13 protein-coding genes are annotated in these 15,491 nt (G+C 72.0%); 12 read left to right on the plus strand and 1 reads right to left on the minus strand.

Annotation, left to right across the window (positions count from 1 at the left end):
• Nucleotides 1-1,758 (minus strand): hypothetical protein, encoded by a 1,758-nt coding sequence (locus tag OG587_RS28820; RefSeq protein ID WP_329080635.1) that lies wholly within the window; start codon nucleotides 1,756-1,758, stop codon nucleotides 1-3.
• A gap of 536 nt (nucleotides 1,759-2,294) precedes the next feature.
• On the opposite strand from OG587_RS28820, the gene OG587_RS28825 reads away from it, so the two are divergent.
• The 12 genes from OG587_RS28825 (at nucleotide 2,295) to OG587_RS28880 (ending at nucleotide 15,446) form a co-directional block, all read left to right on the plus strand.
• Nucleotides 2,295-3,317 (plus strand): ABC transporter substrate-binding protein, encoded by a 1,023-nt coding sequence (locus tag OG587_RS28825; RefSeq protein ID WP_329080637.1) that lies wholly within the window; start codon nucleotides 2,295-2,297, stop codon nucleotides 3,315-3,317.
• Nucleotides 3,318-3,326: 9 nt separating this feature from the next.
• Nucleotides 3,327-4,352: a FecCD family ABC transporter permease gene (locus tag OG587_RS28830; protein ID WP_329080638.1), complete on the plus strand. Its 1,026-nt coding sequence runs from the start codon at nucleotides 3,327-3,329 to the stop codon at nucleotides 4,350-4,352.
• Between the two features lie 5 nt (nucleotides 4,353-4,357).
• Nucleotides 4,358-5,413 carry a FecCD family ABC transporter permease gene (locus tag OG587_RS28835; protein ID WP_329080640.1) on the plus strand — a complete coding sequence of 352 codons (1,056 nt, stop codon included), beginning with the start codon at nucleotides 4,358-4,360 and terminating at the stop codon, nucleotides 5,411-5,413.
• Nucleotides 5,410-6,183 carry an ABC transporter ATP-binding protein gene (locus OG587_RS28840; RefSeq protein WP_329080642.1) on the plus strand — a complete coding sequence of 258 codons (774 nt, stop codon included), beginning with the start codon at nucleotides 5,410-5,412 and terminating at the stop codon, nucleotides 6,181-6,183. Before OG587_RS28835 ends, OG587_RS28840 begins: the two co-directional genes overlap by 4 nt.
• Before the next feature lie 343 nt (nucleotides 6,184-6,526).
• Entirely contained in the window at nucleotides 6,527-7,927 is a 1,401-nt protein-coding gene (locus OG587_RS28845; protein WP_329080645.1) for an MFS transporter, read from the plus strand.
• A gap of 198 nt (nucleotides 7,928-8,125) precedes the next feature.
• Nucleotides 8,126-8,791: a maleylpyruvate isomerase family mycothiol-dependent enzyme gene (locus tag OG587_RS28850; RefSeq protein ID WP_329094051.1), complete on the plus strand. Its 666-nt coding sequence runs from the start codon at nucleotides 8,126-8,128 to the stop codon at nucleotides 8,789-8,791.
• A 295-nt stretch (nucleotides 8,792-9,086) separates the two neighbouring features.
• Nucleotides 9,087-11,225, plus strand: a complete 2,139-nt coding sequence (helR, locus tag OG587_RS28855) for an RNA polymerase recycling motor ATPase HelR (RefSeq protein WP_443075253.1) — start codon at nucleotides 9,087-9,089, stop codon at nucleotides 11,223-11,225.
• 368 nt (nucleotides 11,226-11,593) lie between these two features.
• Nucleotides 11,594-12,628: a 3-oxoacyl-ACP synthase III family protein gene (locus OG587_RS28860; RefSeq protein WP_329080649.1), complete on the plus strand. Its 1,035-nt coding sequence runs from the start codon at nucleotides 11,594-11,596 to the stop codon at nucleotides 12,626-12,628.
• Entirely contained in the window at nucleotides 12,625-12,858 is a 234-nt protein-coding gene (locus OG587_RS28865) for an acyl carrier protein (protein ID WP_329080650.1), read from the plus strand. The genes OG587_RS28860 and OG587_RS28865 overlap by 4 nt, the downstream gene beginning before the upstream one ends.
• Entirely contained in the window at nucleotides 12,855-13,715 is an 861-nt protein-coding gene (locus OG587_RS28870; RefSeq protein WP_329080651.1) for a 2-oxo acid dehydrogenase subunit E2, read from the plus strand. The genes OG587_RS28865 and OG587_RS28870 overlap by 4 nt, the downstream gene beginning before the upstream one ends.
• Nucleotides 13,603-14,685, plus strand: a complete 1,083-nt coding sequence (locus OG587_RS28875) for an alpha/beta fold hydrolase (RefSeq protein WP_329080653.1) — start codon at nucleotides 13,603-13,605, stop codon at nucleotides 14,683-14,685. Before OG587_RS28870 ends, OG587_RS28875 begins: the two co-directional genes overlap by 113 nt.
• Nucleotides 14,682-15,446 carry a thioesterase II family protein gene (locus OG587_RS28880; protein WP_329080654.1) on the plus strand — a complete coding sequence of 255 codons (765 nt, stop codon included), beginning with the start codon at nucleotides 14,682-14,684 and terminating at the stop codon, nucleotides 15,444-15,446. The genes OG587_RS28875 and OG587_RS28880 overlap by 4 nt, the downstream gene beginning before the upstream one ends.
• Nucleotides 15,447-15,491: the final 45 nt, after the last annotated feature.

Here is a 15,491-nt window from a genome sequence, read left to right on the forward strand (position 1 = left end):
TCAGCGTCCGGAGCCCTCGGCGACTCTCGGCAGATCCTGCCAGGAGGCGCCCGGGGGCGGGGCGGTCGCACAGACGACGTAGTGGTGCGGGGCCATGGCCGACATGCGGCCGAACAGCAGGCTCAGGCAGGCTGAGTGCAGCGCCTCCGGCGTGGTCCCGGCCGAGGTGAAGCACACCAGCCGATGCCCGAGCCGCCCGTCGGCTTCGGCGATGACGGCCGTCGCGGCGGTGGGGGTCGCCTCGCCGTCGCCGGCCAGCCGCGCGAGCGCGTCCGTCGTCAGGCGTTCGACCTCGGGGAGGTGGACCCAGCAGCCGTCGACCGGCAGCCAGCCGTCGTCCCGGGGAACCGGGACGACGCCGGTGAGGGCGGTCAGCTCGGTCAGTGGCACGTTCCGATCGCCCGCCTCGATGAGCAGCCGGGCGATCCCCTCGCCGAGGGCCGAGGTGTCGCCGCGGGGCAGGCAGCGCGGGTCGGCCCACAGGGTGACGTCGAGCTCGCCGTGCAGCCGGTGGACCCAGAGCGAGGTGCGCGTGGGCAGGGTGGCCGGCGGGAGCCAGACCGAGTGAACGTCCTCGCCGGTACGGCTGACCCGCGTGCCCCGGCCGGGGACGCTCATGTCGTTGAACACGATGTCCCGGGCGAAGAAGAGGCCACGCTCCCGCTGGACGTCCTCCATGACCCGGATGAGGGCGGCCGAGTCGAACCGGCTGTTCTGGTACGCGGCCATCGTCGCCGAGCGTGCGCCGCGCAGCACGGTGTCGAAGCCGTCCTCGCCGACCTCCACGGGGATCAGCGCGTCCTGGGCGAGCGGCCCGACGTACTCGCGCAGCTCGGGCCGGAACCGGTTCGCCGAGATGGACAGCACGACGACCGTCCGCAGGCGGGCCCGCACCCCGGCGAGCACCGCCAGGGCCGCGAGCACCGCCGCCGACGGGCTCGCCCCGGTACGCGCGGAGATCCGCCCCAGCGCCCTGGCCGCCGGGACCGAGCGCACCCGCAGCCGGGGGAGCAGCCAGTCCGTCTCGCCGTCCACCGGGACCGTCAGCGTTGACCGGGGCACCCTGCGCAGGTGGCCCTCCCAGTAGCGGAGCGCCGCCTCGGACCGCCGCAGGCCGGCCGGGGTGCGCTCGGCCGCCGCGACATCGAGCGGCTGCGGCGCGGTCACCGGCGCGAGCGGCTTGCCGAGGAGCAGTTCGTCCCACTCACCGAGCAGTACGGCCAGCCCGGCCGCGTCCATGGCACTGTGCGTGGTCACCAGGACGGCCTGTCGCGGCACACCGCCCGAGGTGATCACGGCGACCCGGAGAGGGATCTCGGTGTCCAGCGCGAAGCGCGTCCCGTGGAGCCGCCGCGCGACCTCCTCCGCGAGGTCGGTGTCGCGTGTCTCGGCCTCCGCGCCTCCGGCCTCTCCGATCTCCGTGCCGCCGACGCTCACCGGGGCGTCGCCCGGGTCCCCGGCCGCGTCCGGTCCGGCCGGGGGCTCGCCGGTGTCGTGGACCTCGATGGCCACGCCTCCGGCGGCCAGGACCCGCTGGAGGTCGTCATGGAAGATGGTGCGCAGGGACTCGTGCCGGGTCACCAGCCGGATCACGGCCTCGGTGATCACGGCGAGCGTCGTGCCCGGCTGGACGGCCCGCACGACGCGGTAGTTCATGTGCTCGGGCGGATCGGTGAGCATGCAGCGGACCATGTTGGCCTGGCCCGTCGTCAACGGGCCGTGGCGCGCCGTCAGACCGGAGAAACGCGCGGCGGTCACCGGATGCCGCTCTTCGGCCGGATCTTTGGCCGGACGCCGGTCCGCGTCCGCTCGGCGTACTCCGGGCGCCGCTCCCCGTCACCGAAAACGTCACCCAAAACGTCACCGAAAGCGCCACCGGGGACGCCGCCGCGCCGGGCGTCCGAGGGCTCCCGGTGGGCGTCGGACGCGTCGCGCGTCCGGTACGGGTGACGGGTGGCGGAGGAGCGGTCCGGCGGATCGGACCGGTGCGGGAGCCGGAGCCGTTCCGGCCCGAACGAGAGCGGTTGTGCCACGGGAAGCCGCCAAACCGGAAGGTCCATTATTGGAAAGTTTGCTTACAGTTTCGAGGGTGACGTCAGTGAATCACGTCCGCCGGAGAGGCGGCAAGCCCTTGTCCGCCGTGGTTTCCGCGCCTCGCTCGTCGTTCCCGACCCGCGTCACGCCGGTGGTCGTTCCGGGGGTCGGTGCGCGGTCGCCAGGGCCCGAGGTTGCTATTTTGGGTAGGCTAACCTAACTTTGTGGCGAAGTTTCCCCTTGCGAGATAGGAACACCGCATGCGCACGTCGCGTCGGGTTCTCGCCGTGGCGGCGTTGGGCCTCGCGCTCACCGGCTGCGGTGCACAGAACTCCCCGGGCACGCAGCCCTCGGCGGGCACGCAGCCCTCGTCGTCCGGTCCGTGGTCGTTCACCAACGGCTCCGGTGAGACGGTCAAGGCCGACAGGATCCCCACCCGGATCATCGCGCACGCGGGTGAGGCGGCCGCGCTGATGTCGTTCGGCATCAAACCGGTCGGCGTCTACGCCGACGAGTCGATCAAGACCGACGCCAACCTGAAGAACCTCGACCTTTCCGGGATCGAGATCCTCGGCCAGGAGTGGGGGAAGATCGACGTGGAGAAGGCGGCCGCGCTGCGGCCGGACCTGATCGTCGCGGACTGGTGGCCGGCGGAGAAGGCGCACAGCGGCCTGGAGGAAGGCGCCGACGAGAAGAGCAAGAAGCTCGCCGAGCTGGCTCCGGTGGTGGGCGTCGCCCAGGGCAAGTCCATCGAGGACCTGGCCGAGGGGTACGAGAGCCTCGCCAAGAGCCTGGGCGCCAAGGTGGACGCTCCCGAGATCGCCGCGAACAAGAAGCGTTTCGAGGAGTCCGTCGAGAAGTTCAAGGCGGCGGTCGCGGGCAAACCCGGGCTGACGGCCCTCGGCATGTCGCCCGCCGACGACCAGGTGTATGTCGCCAACCCCGAGTACGCGCCCGAACTGCTGGACTTCCAGCGCTGGGGCCTGAAGGTGATCAATCCAGCCAAGCCGGACCCGGGTTTCCCGTACTGGGAGAACCTCAGCTGGGAGAACGCCGACAAGTACCAGCCGGACCTGATCCTGTGGGACGGCAGGTCCTTCACGCCCACGGTCAACGCCGAGTGGGGTAAGAAGCAGCCCACCTGGTTCAAGATCAAGGCGGCCAAGGCCGGTGCGGTGGCGGCCTGGCCGGCGTACTGGCTGCACACGTTCGGCGACTTCGCCACCGAGGTGGACAAGCTCACCGAGGCGATCAAGGTCGCTGACGAGAACCTCGGCGACTGATCCTCTCCGATGCCCAGCACACTTTCAATACGACGGGCCCCGGTCCTCGGGTTCGGGCTCGCTGCGCTCTGCGTCCTGCTCGCCGCGGTGGCGTTCCTCAGCGTGACCCTCGGCTCGCGTGACATCGGCCTGCCCGACGTGCTGCGGGCACTGGGCGGTCTCGACGTCGACGAGTCGATCGCCGGTACGGTGACCCTGGAGCTGCGCGTGCCGCGCACGCTCCTGGGCATCCTGGTGGGCGCGGCCCTGGGCCTCGCGGGCGCGATCCTGCAGGGCGTCACGCGCAATCCATTGGCCGATGCCGGGATCATGGGGATCAACTCCGGCGCGGCCGTCCTCGTGGTCTTCGCGTTCACGGTCCTGGGGATCCGGGGCGTGGGCGTGTACATCTGGTTCGCCTTCGCGGGCGCGATCGTCGCGACCCTGCTGGGGTACGCGATCGCGTCGCTGGGCCGCGAAGGCGCCACCCCCGTCAAACTGGCCCTGGCCGGCGCGGCGGTCACCGCCGGCCTCGGTTCCGTCACCTCCGGCATCATCATGACCAACGTCGACGCGCTGAACGAGCTGCGTTTCTGGCAGGTCGGATCGCTCGCCGGCCGGTACGCGCCGATCCTGACCGGGGTCGCGCCGTTCCTGCTCGCCGGCCTGGTCGCGGCACTGTGCCTGGGCAGGGCGCTCAACGGGCTCGCGCTCGGCGAGGACGTCGCGCGAGGGCTCGGCCAGCGGGTCGGCCTCACCAGGGCCGTCGCCTTCGGGGTCGTCGCGATACTCGCCGGCGCGGCCACGGCGGCCTGCGGGCCGATCGTCTTCATCGGGCTGGTGGTGCCGCACCTCGCGCGGGCGCTCTGCGGGCCGGACCACCGGTGGATCCTGCCGTACTCGATGCTCCTGGCGCCGGTCGTGCTGTTGCTGGCCGACGTGCTCGGCCGGGTCGTGGGCGCCCCCGGGGAGCTGCAGGTCGGTGTGGTCCTCGGGGTGCTCGGCGCGCCGGTCTTCGTGGTGATCGTGCGCTACGGCCGACTGTCGGAGGTGTGACCCGGATGGCCATGACTCACGACGCCCTCAGAACCGTCTCCAACGCCGTTCGCGCCACCCGGCGCGGCCGTACGGCCCGGATCGTGGTAGTGATCTTCGCGTTGACCTCGACCGTCGCCACCCTGTTCGTGGTGACCATGATGGTGGGCAGCTTCCGTCTCTCCGCCGCCGAGGTGGTCGGGTCGCTGCTGGGTACGATCGACGACCCGAGCCTCGACTTCGTCGTCCTGGGCCTGCGGCTCCCCACCGCCGCGACCGCGCTCTCGGTCGGGCTCGCGCTCGGCGCGTCCGGGACGATCTTCCAGCAACTGCTCCGCAATCCCCTCGCCTCACCCGACTTCGTGGGCATCTCCTCGGGCGCCGGCCTGGCCGCGGTGAGCGGCCTGGTGTTCCTGCACGTCGGCGGGATCGCCATAGCCGGGCTCGCGCTGGGCGGGGCCATCGTGGCCGCGCTGCTGATGTACGTGCTCGCCTGGCGCGACGGCGTGAGCGGCTACCGCTTCATCCTGATCGGCATCGGTGTGGCGGCCTTCTTCGAGGGGCTCACCGGGTTCGTGCTGACCCGGGCCCAGTTGTTCGAGGCACGCCAGGCGATGCACTGGCTGACCGGCTCGGTCGGCCAGGCGAGCGACACCGAGCTGCGGCTCCTGCTCGGCGCGCTGGTCGTCCTGCTGCCCCTGGCCGTGCTGCTGCAACGGCAGCTTCGCGTGCTCGAACTCGGCGACGACGCCGCGCGGGGACTGGGCGTGCCCACCGAGCTCGCCCGCGCCGGTCTGCTGGCCATCGCCGTGGTCCTGGTCGCGCTGGCCGTCGCGGCGGCCGGGCCCCTCGTCTTCGTCGCGCTCGTCGCGGGACCGATCGCCAACCGGCTGCTGGGGCCCGCCAGCGGTGGCGTGGTCGCCGCCGCCCTGGTGGGTGCGGTGGTTCTGCTCACCGCCGACCTGGTCGCCGCGCATCTGCTGCCGACAGCGCTGCCCACCGGTGTGGTCACCGGCGCGGTCGGCGCACCGTACCTGTTGTGGCTGCTGGCCACCACGAACCGACAAGGAGCAGGCGGATGAGCCGTCTCCGCGCCGAGGGCCTGTCCCTGGGCTACGACGATCGAGCCGTCATCAACGACCTCGACGTCTCCGTACTCGACGGAAAGGTCACCGCGATCGTCGGCGCCAACGCCTGCGGCAAGTCGACACTGCTGCGCGGCCTGGCCCGGCTGCTCAAACCACGCCGGGGAACCGTGTATCTCGACGACAGGACGCTCGGCGAGCTGAGCACTCTCGACGTGGCCAAGGTGCTCGGCCTGCTGCCGCAGACCCCCGTGGCGCCTGACGGCATCACGGTCGCCGACCTGGTCTCCCGTGGCCGCTACCCGCACCAGGGCTGGTTTCGCCGGTGGACCGACCGCGACCACGAGGCGGTGACCCGGGCACTGGCCGCGACCGACACGGCCGATCTGATCGACCGCCCGCTGCGCGCTCTCTCCGGCGGGCAGCGGCAGCGGGTCTGGGTCGCCATGGCGCTGGCCCAGGACACCGACCTGCTGCTGCTCGACGAGCCCACCACGTTCCTGGACATCAACCATCAGGTGGAGCTGCTACGGCTGCTGCGCCGGCTCAACGCCGAGTCCGGCAAGACCATCGTCGCCGTGCTGCACGATCTCAACCTCGCCTGCCGCTTCTGCGACCACATCATCGCCATGGCCGACGGCGCCATCGTCGCCGAGGGGCCCCCGAGCGAGGTGGTCACCGCAGAGCTGGTCGAGAAGGTCTTCGGCCTCTCCTGCCTGATCGTCCCCGACCCGGTCGCCGGAACTCCCATCGTGGTGCCCGCCTAGAACGGACGCGGGCCGGCGGCGCGCGAGCGTCGTCGAACTCACCGACAGCGGCAGAGCGCCGGCCGACCAGGTCAAGTGACTGTGGTGCGCCCTGGCGGAGGAGACCGTGACCGGCCTGCCCGCCGAGACGGTGGCGGAACTCCCCGGCATCCTCAACATCTTGACCGGCAACCTGGACACCAGGCGCCCCCGCCACCCACACGGCCGCCGGCACGCCGGTTAACGAACCGGTGAAGCACCGCCCGGGTTTGCCCTGAACCGAGGTAGAGGTTCTACGGTCGGGTCATTGACAGGGTTTCTGCGAGCGCGGGCAGAGACCGGGCGCTGGTTTGAGGAGTGGTGCATGACCGAACCGACCGTTGCCGGTGGAACCGCCCCGCGATGGCTTCGCGGGCCATTCCGGCCGTTCCAGCACGGCCAGTATCGCCTGCTCGTCGGCTCCCTGACGGCGTCAATGCTGGGCGAGGGCCTGTGGCTGATGGCCATGGTGTGGCAGGTGATCGCGCTCGACGGCGGAGCCGCCGAGCTCTCGATCGTGTCAACCGGCTCGGCCGTGGGCATGGTCGCCACGGTCCTGCTCGGTGGCGTGATCGCCGACCGGTTGCCGCAGCGCCGGGTCCTGCTGGTCACCGAACTGGTCCTGGCGGGGGCGGCCATCCTGATCGCGGCACTCGCGTTGCTGGGCGTGATCGAGATCTGGCACCTCGCCGCGATCGCGTTCCTCCGGGGCGTCGGCAGCGGCTTCTACTACCCGGCCTACTCCGCGATGCTGCCCTCGATCGTGCCGGCCGACCACCTGCTCGCCGCCAACGGTGTCGAGGGAACGTTGCGGCCGATCGTCATGCAGGCCGCCGGCCCGGCGGTCGCGAGCTTCATGGTGGCGGCCTACTCGCCGGCGGCGGCGCTGACCGCGGGCGCCGTGACGCAGGTGGCGGCGACGATCTTCCTGGTCCTGCTGCGGCCCGTTCCGCTCCGGCGCGACCGGAGCCCGGACGAGCTGCGGCATCCCGTACGGTCGATGCTGACCGACCTGCGCGAGGGCTTCGTCTACATGGTCAGGACGCCGTGGCTGTTCGCGACGCTGATCTTCGCCTCGCTGATGATCCTCGTGACGATGGGTCCGATAGAGGTCCTGATCCCGTTCGCGGTCAAGGACGGCGCCGGCGGCGGGCCGAAGGAGCACGCGATCGTGATGGCCGCCTTCGGCGTCAGCGGTGCGCTGGCCTCGCTGGCGATGGCGTCCCGCAAGCTGCCGAGGCGCTACCTGACCACGATGAACCTGATGTGGGGCGTCGCCTGTCTCCCGTTCGTGCTGATCGGGCTGGCCGACGACGTCTGGGTGATCGCCCTCGGCACGTTCATCACCGGCGCGCTGTTCAGCGCGCCGATGGTGATCTGGGGCACGCTGCTGCAGCGCCGGGTGCCGCCCGCCCTGCTCGGCCGGGTGTCGAGCCTCGACTTCTTCGTCTCGCTCGTCTTCATGCCCGTGTCGATGGCGCTCGCCGGTCCGATCAGCATCGTGATCGGCCTCGGCCCGACGTTCGTCATCGCCGGTCTCCTGCCGCTCCCCATCGCGATCCTGGCGATCCTGCTCGCGCGGATGCCGGCCGACGAGATCGCCCACCCACTCGACCAGGCGAGCGGCGGAGCCGGCGGCTCGGGGCCGGACGACACCGGCGCCGAGGAGGCCCGCGGTGAGAAGCCCGAGGAGGACGACCCCCGGGCGGCGTCACCCGCGCACTGATCGCGACGACCGCCGACTCCGCGGCCCTGACCGCCGCGATCGCCGACGACCCGAAGGGGCACCCACGACAACCCGGATCACCTGCGAAAAGATTGCTCACGAGCGACGACTTCGCCCCGTGGCGCAGGTCTCACCCTGTGACCGTTCCCACCGACTGCCACGAGGACTCCCATGACCCACGACAACACGCCGCCCGAAATGGCCGATCCGGCGCCGAAGGCGAGCCGGCGCCGCGCGTCCGGCATCTGGCCACTGGTCCACGCCGAGCGGGCGGCCCTCGCGGCCGACCTGGCGAATCTGACCGACGAGCAGTGGGCGACGCCGTCACTGTGTACCGGGTTGACCGTGCGCGAGGTGCTGGCGCACCTCGCCTCGGGGGCGGGCATCACTCCGGCGCGGTGGCTGGCGGGCGTGATCCGCTGCCGGTTCGACTTTGACAAGCAGGTCGCCATGCGGCTCGCCGAGCAGCTGGGCGCGAACGCGGCCGAGACGCACGACAGGTTCCGCCGCGTCGTCACGAGCACGACCAGCCCGCTTCTGCCGGTCGCGGCGATGCTGGGCGAAGTGATCGTGCACGCGGAGGACATCCGGCGACCGCTGGGCATTCGCCGCGACTACCCGATCACGACCCTCACCCTGTTGGCCGAGTACTACCAGGGCTCCGACCTCGTCGTTCCGACCGGGAAACGGATCCGTGGCCTGCGGCTCGTCGCCGACGACGGCCCCTTCGCGACCGGCTCCGGCGCGCTCGTGTCCGGCACCACCCTGGCGCTCACGATGGCCATGACCGGGCGCACGACGTACTGTGACGAACTCGGCGGCGACGGCGTCGCGATCCTGCGTGACCGGATGGAGATGACCTGACCGCACGTCCGGACGCCCGTACACCGGGTATTCCGAGGTCGTCGTCACCGGCCGGGGCGGCTGCCGCGTAGGCCTGTGGTGATCCTCCCGGGCCGACGCCACCGGCGCGCGCGGAGTGCCGCCGCCTCGCGAAGGGCCTGTCCGTCCACGACGGACGATGAGGGGGAAGAGGAGCAACCGCTCCTTTCCACTCTCAACGTATAGCGCACCGGGGGGCTTGCGGCAAGACCCGGGTCGTGCTGCAGAATCATCCGCCGAAGCCGGAACCTGCGGAAACGGGGAATACGAAGTGCGTGTGACCGACAGCGCGTTTGACCTTCCCGACCACCTCACCCCCAAGGCCGACCCGGCGCTGATCGCCGGCGACGAGCAGCACTTCGCGGCCATCGCGGAGAGCCTCCAGCAGTCGATCACCGACCTGTCCGGCCGCCTCGACGCCGAGCGGAAGTCGCCCGGCGGCAAAGGCCGGCAGGCGCTGGACCGGGACCTGGAGATCCACCGGCTCACCGCCCGCCTGCGAGCCCTGCGGCGCTTCGGCCTGGACCTGTGCCTCGGACGCATGGTCGGCGAGGACGATCCCGAGCCCGTGTACGTCGGACGGCTCGGCCTCACGGACAGCGCGGGCCGCCGGCTGCTGCTCGACTGGCGCTCCCCGGCGGCCGAGCCGTTCTTCGGGGCGACCCACGCCAACCCGATGGGTCTGGCGAGCCGCCGCAGGTACCGCTGGACCCTCGGCCGGATCAGCGACTACTGGGACGAGGTGTTCACCGCGGACGGGTTCGAGGGACACGCCGCGCTCGACGACCAGTCCGCCTTCATCGCGAGCCTGGGCGGAAACCGGTCGGCCCGGATGCGAGACGTGCTCGCCACCATCCAGGCCGACCAGGACGCCATCATCCGCGCGGGATCCCGCGGCGCCCTCGTCGTCGACGGCGGTCCGGGTACGGGGAAGACCGTCGTCGCCCTGCACCGCTCGGCCTACCTCCTCTACTCCGACCCTCGCCTCGGTCACCGCCGGGGTGGCGTGCTGTTCGTCGGTCCGCACCAGCCCTACCTGGCCTACGTCGCCGACGTCCTTCCCAGCCTCGGAGAGGAGGGCGTGCGGACCTGCACCCTGCGGGACCTCGTCGCCGAGGGAGCCGCGGCGGCGATCGAGACCGACCCGGACGTGGCCCGCCTGAAGTCGTCCGCGGACCTGGTGAAGGCGATCGAGCCGGCCGTCAGGTTCTACGAGAACCCGCCCGCCGAGGGGATGACGGTCACGACCGACTGGTCCGACATCTGGCTGAGCGCCGACGACTGGGCCGAGGCTTTCGAGGCGGCGGAACCCGGTACCCCGCACAACGAGGCGCGCGACCGGATCTGGGAGGAGCTGCTCACGATCCTGGTGGACAAGCACGACGGCGACGCGCCGGAGCACCTGCTCCGCAAGTCGCTGCTGCGGGACAGGCGGCTGCTCACGACCTTCAACCGCGCGTGGCCGCTGATCGAGGCGGCCGACCTCGTCGGAGACCTGTGGTCGGTACCCGCCTACCTGCGGATGTGCGCGCCCTGGCTCGGCCCCGACGACGTCCGGAGGCTGCGGCGCGCGGACGCCCAGGCCTGGACGGTGTCCGACCTGCCGCTCCTGGACGCGGCACGGCAGCGACTCGGCGACCCGGAGGCGTCGCGACGCAGGCGCCGGCACGAAGCCTCCGTCGCCGCGGAACGCGAGCACATGGACAGGGTCGTCGACATCCTGCTCGAGGCCGACGACGACGGTGAGGGCGCGGTGACGATGCTGCGCGGACAGGACCTGAAGGATGCCCTGGTCGACGGGACCACGCCGCCCGGCGCCGACCCGGACCTGCTCGCCGGCCCGTTCGCGCACGTCGTCGTGGACGAGGCCCAGGAACTGACCGACGCGGAGTGGCAGATGCTGCTGCTCCGCTGCCCGTCCCGGAGCTTCACCATCGTCGGGGACCGCGCCCAGGCCAGGCACGGGTTCACGGAGTCGTGGCGGGAACGGCTCGAGCGGATCGGGCTCGACCGGATCGACCTGGCCTCCCTGAGCGTCAACTACCGGACGCCGGAGGAGATCATGGCGGAGGCCGAGCCGGTCATCAGGGCCGTGCTCCCGGACGCCAACGTGCCGACCTCCATCCGCAGCGGCGGCGTCCCCGTCGTCCACGGATCCACCTCGGAGCTGAGCTCGGTCCTCGACACCTGGCTCGCCGCGAACGCCGACGGGATCGCCTGCGTCATCGGCGATCCCACGTTCCGGGCGACGTCCCGCGTCCGGTCGCTGACCCCGGAGCTGTCGAAGGGGCTCGAGTTCGACCTGGTCGTCCTCATCGACCCGGAGGCGTTCGGCGGGGGCGTCGAAGGAGCGGTCGACCGCTATGTCGCGATGACCCGGGCGACCCAGCGACTCGTCATCCTCACGAGCTCCTGACGTCGGCCAGGACCTCGCCGGGCCCGTGCGGGACGACCCCACCACCGTCCACCGGCCGGGTCCGGATCGGCGGGCGAGCCTCGCGGGCGGACGGACGGCACCGCCCCGGTCTCGGCTCCGCCCCCGAAGTCCCGTCGGGCCCGCTCCCTGGCGGGCCCGCTCCCCGGTGGGGCCGGGACGGGGGCGTTCTGTCGCCGGCCCCTCCGGCAGGGCGGTTCATCGCTCGCTTAGTGCTGCTTTAGCAGGCGTCATTAGCGTTCCGACGCGGAAGGCCGACGTGGGATCCGCGGCGCCGCCTCGGGAGTTGCCGGACCGGACCGCCTGACGACGACACGCGTGACGCGGACACGGCTCGATGGAGGAGCAGCATGGGGGAAAGCCCGATACGAGTTCTGTCCGTGGGGACGGCCCTGCCGGGGCCTCCCATCGACACCGCCGCACTGGCCGAGCGTTTCGGCATGGACCGCCTCTGGCAGCAGTGGGTCGACACCTTCATCGGCACGCGGACCCGGCACCTCGCGATCGACCTGAAATCGGGCGAGCGCCGCCACGACCTGGCCGATCTCGGCGAGCTCGCGGCGGTCCAGGCCCTCGCCCGCGCCGGGATCTCCGCCGAGGAGATCGACGTGGTGGTGCTCGGCACCGCCACGCCGGACACGCTGATGCCGACCACCGTGAACGTGATCGCCGACCGGCTGCGCATCGACGGCGTGCCGACCTTCCAGCTCCAATCGGGCTGCTCGGGAGCCGTGCAGACCTTCGACGTGGCGGCCGCGCTGCTGGCCACCGGCCGATACCGGACCGCGCTGGTGATCGGCGGGGACGTCATCGCCAAGCACTACGACGTCAAGGTCGACCTGGCCGCGTTGCCGCCCGACGAGGTGGTCAACTACCTGCTGTTCGGTGACGGCGCGGGCGCCGCGGTGCTCAGCACCGAGGACCACCCCCAGGCGCCGGTGGTCCGGTCGGTGCTCACCAGGCTGTCGGGCCTGGACCGCGTCCCCGGCCAGATCCTGCGGTGGTACGGCCTGGCGGACCGCGATGCCGCCGAGGCGCCGGCGAGCGAGGACTACAAGGCCATCGAGAGGCTCGTGCCCGTCCTGGCCGAGGAGGTCGCCGAGGAACTGCTGGACGACCTCGGCTGGGAGCGGGACCAGGTCGACTACCTGCTGCCTCCCCAGTTGTCCGTCACCATGACCGGCAAGATCGCCAAGCGGCTGGACTTCTCGTCGGCCAAGGAGATCTCCTGCGTCGGCGAGACCGGTAACAACGGCAACGCCCTGCTGTTCTTCCAGCTCGACCGCCTGCTGTCCGAGATGGCGACGCCGTCGCGCGCGGTCGCGGTGGCCATCGAGTCGAGTAAGTGGATCAAGGCCGGCCTCGCGCTGGAGCGTGGCCGATGACGGCCGGGATCTCGCGGGCGGAGTTCGTGGACCTGCTCCAGGACGAGATCGGGCTCGACATCGACGCCGGGGACCTGGGGCGGGCCTTCGACGATCTCTCCGGCTGGGACTCGGTGCGGCTCCTGGCGATGCTCGTCCTGCTGGAGAAGCACCTGGGAAAGCCGTTGTCGCTACCGGGTTTCCTGGAGGCGGCGAACCTCGAATCGATCTACGAGATGGTGAACCGTTGACCGAGCAGCCTTTCGCCACCCAGCGCCGCCACACCCTTTTCTTCCTCGACCAGATCCGTGACTTCTCGCCGGTCTTCCTCGACACCGAGGTGGACGCGACGGCGATCGTCGCGGGCCGCGAGCGGGCCCGGCGGGCGGGTGAGCGCCGGTCGGTCGTCTCCTACGTCGTGCACGCGGCCGCGGACGTGCTGCGCAAGCACCCAGAGGCGAACGCGGCGATCCAGGGCCGACTGGACCCGGTGGTCGCCACGTACGACACCGTCGCCGCGAAGGTCACCCTCGACAAGACGCTGGACGGCCGCCGGGTCGTGCTGGCGACGGTGATCCCCCGCCTGGAGAACGCGAGCCTCGCCGATGTCCAGGCGCACCTGGACCGGGCGATCGAGGCCGACCCCGACACCGCCGAGGAGTTCGCCGGTATCCGGGCCCTGCGGCGGCTCCCGTGGCAGGTGGCGCTCGACCGGTTCCGGGAGGCGGCGGGACTGCTCGACCGGCGGCCCGCCGTCACCGGGACGTTCAGCGTCACCTCGCTCGGTCACCGGGCGATCGACGGCTTCCACTCCGTCGGCGGCACCACGATCACCCTGGGGGTCGGCCGGATCGCCGACCGCCCGGTCGTCCGGGACGGCGCGATCGGGATCGCCCCGGTCATGCGGCTCTCCATGGCGTTCGACCACCGCGTGATCGACGGCGCGGAGGGCGCCGACGTACTCACCGAGATCAAGGACGCGCTGGAGGCATTCGATGAACGACCTGTCCGAGCTCAAGCGGTTCGTGGTGGCGCACGCGATCTCACAGAACCTGCCCGCCGGCCACTACGCGAGCCTGCTGGAGCGGATCACCTCCGACACCGGTGACGAGCCGGGCTCGTGGCCCCACGAGTGGATCCGCGCGGGGGAGGAGGCGGAGGCCGCGGGTGAGACGCTGGCGGCCTGCCAGTACTACAACATGGGACGGTTCCCGTTCGTCGACGGTCCGGGCCGCAAACGGGCCCTCGCGCGCTGCGTCGAGGCGTTCGAACGCTGGCGGCGGGAGCAGCCCGGGATCGAACCGGTCACCGTCGAGGTCGGCGGGCTCCCCGTCAAGGTGTGGGCCACGGGCCTGTCCGCCCAGGAGCCTCGCCCGCTGCTGGTGGTGACCGGCGGCATCGTGAGCCCCAAGGAGCAGTGGGCCCCGGTGCTGCCGCAGATCGCGGCCTTCGGGATGGCCGGGGTCGTGGCCGAACTCCCCGGCGTCGGCGAGAGCCCCCTGCGGTACGGCCCGGACGGCTGGCGGCTGTTCCCGGCGATACTGGACGCCCTGGCCGGGCGGGCGAAGGTGTCCGAGACGTATCTGCTCGCGCTGAGTTTCAGCGGTCATCTGGCGATCGCCGCCGCGCTGCGCGATCGGCGGATCCGTGGCCTGGTCGGCAACGGGACGCCGATCCACGACTTCTTCACCGACACCGCCTGGCAGGCGCGGGTGCCGAGGATCACCAGGGACACCCTGGCGCACCTGGCGGGCGTGTCGCCCGACGCGGTGTTCGCGCACATCCGGCACTGGGCGCTCGACGACCGGAGCCTGCGCGACCTGGAGATCCCGTTCGCCGCCGTGACCGCGACCGGGGACGAGATAATCCCCCCGGGGGACACCGAGCGGCTCAGGCGCTCCGTGCGCGACCTGAGGCTGATCGAGCACCCCGACGTGCACGGCGCCCCGTCGTACCTGGCGGAGACCCGGGTGTGGAGCCTGCTCGCGATACAGGAGATGCGGCCCGACGCCGACCCCCGGGTCACGGCGGCGCTCACCGCCGCCCTTGGGGCGGCCCGCGCGAGGACGGGCCGATGACCGCGACGGGGACGTCGACCAGGAGCGACTGGCTGCGGCAGTTCGCCCCGGCCGTCGCCGGTGCCCCCTGCGTGGTGGTGTTCCCCCACGCCGGTGGGTCGGCCGGCTTCTTCGTCCCGCTGGCCCAGGAGCTCTCGCCGGCGGTGCGCGTGCTCGCCGTCCAGTACCCGGGCCGCCTGGACCGGCGCGGCGAACCGGCCGTCGAGGACCTGCGGGAACTCGCCCGCCGGATCGCGGCGGTGGTCGCCGAGGAGCGGCCGGCCGCGCCCCTCGCCTTCTTCGGGCACAGCATGGGCGCCCTGGTGGCCTTCGAGGCCGCGCTGCTCGGCGGGCGGAGCCTCGGCGCCGCCCCGGATCTGCTCTTCGTCTCGGGCGGGCGCGCTCCGGCCCTGACCCGGGTCGACCCGGCGATCCTGCGTGACGACCGCTCCCTGATCGAGGAGGTCGTACGCCTCGGCGGGACCTCCCCCCTGGCACTGGAGGACGAGGACCTGCGCGATCTCGTCCTTCCGGCGCTGCGCAGCGACTACCGCGCCCTGCGGGCGTACGTCCCGGCGCCGGGCGCGCGGGTCGGCTGCCCGATCGTGGCGCTGACCGGGGACCGCGACCCGCTGGCGGCCGTCGCCGAGGTGGAGCGGTGGCGGGACAACACCTCCGGCGGGTTCCGGCTCAGGACCTTCCCCGGGGATCACTTCTACCTGACCCCGCGGTCGCGGGACGTGGCGGAGACGGTGTGGCTGGCGCTCACCGGCCGGGACTGACCCCGCCGTTCCTCCCGCCGCGCGGCGCACCGTCACGACACCGCA

The sequence above is a fragment of the Streptosporangium sp. NBC_01469 genome, assembly GCF_036227305.1.
Taxonomy (GTDB): Bacteria; Actinomycetota; Actinomycetes; order Streptosporangiales; family Streptosporangiaceae; genus Streptosporangium.

What these genes read in the sequence shown, in the direction of transcription:
- OG587_RS28825 (WP_329080637.1), top strand. Translation starts at nt 2,295, where the DNA reads ATGCGCACGTCGCGTCGGGTTCTCGCCGTGGCGGCGTTGGGCCTCGCG.
- OG587_RS28830 (WP_329080638.1), top strand. Translation starts at nt 3,327, where the DNA reads ATGCCCAGCACACTTTCAATACGACGGGCCCCGGTCCTCGGGTTCGGG.
- OG587_RS28835 (WP_329080640.1), top strand. Translation starts at nt 4,358, where the DNA reads ATGGCCATGACTCACGACGCCCTCAGAACCGTCTCCAACGCCGTTCGC.
- OG587_RS28840 (WP_329080642.1), top strand. Translation starts at nt 5,410, where the DNA reads ATGAGCCGTCTCCGCGCCGAGGGCCTGTCCCTGGGCTACGACGATCGA.
- OG587_RS28845 (WP_329080645.1), top strand. Translation starts at nt 6,527, where the DNA reads ATGACCGAACCGACCGTTGCCGGTGGAACCGCCCCGCGATGGCTTCGC.
- OG587_RS28850 (WP_329094051.1), top strand. Translation starts at nt 8,126, where the DNA reads ATGGCCGATCCGGCGCCGAAGGCGAGCCGGCGCCGCGCGTCCGGCATC.
- OG587_RS28860 (WP_329080649.1), top strand. Translation starts at nt 11,594, where the DNA reads ATGGGGGAAAGCCCGATACGAGTTCTGTCCGTGGGGACGGCCCTGCCG.
- OG587_RS28865 (WP_329080650.1), top strand. Translation starts at nt 12,625, where the DNA reads ATGACGGCCGGGATCTCGCGGGCGGAGTTCGTGGACCTGCTCCAGGAC.
- OG587_RS28875 (WP_329080653.1), top strand. Translation starts at nt 13,603, where the DNA reads ATGAACGACCTGTCCGAGCTCAAGCGGTTCGTGGTGGCGCACGCGATC.
- OG587_RS28880 (WP_329080654.1), top strand. Translation starts at nt 14,682, where the DNA reads ATGACCGCGACGGGGACGTCGACCAGGAGCGACTGGCTGCGGCAGTTC.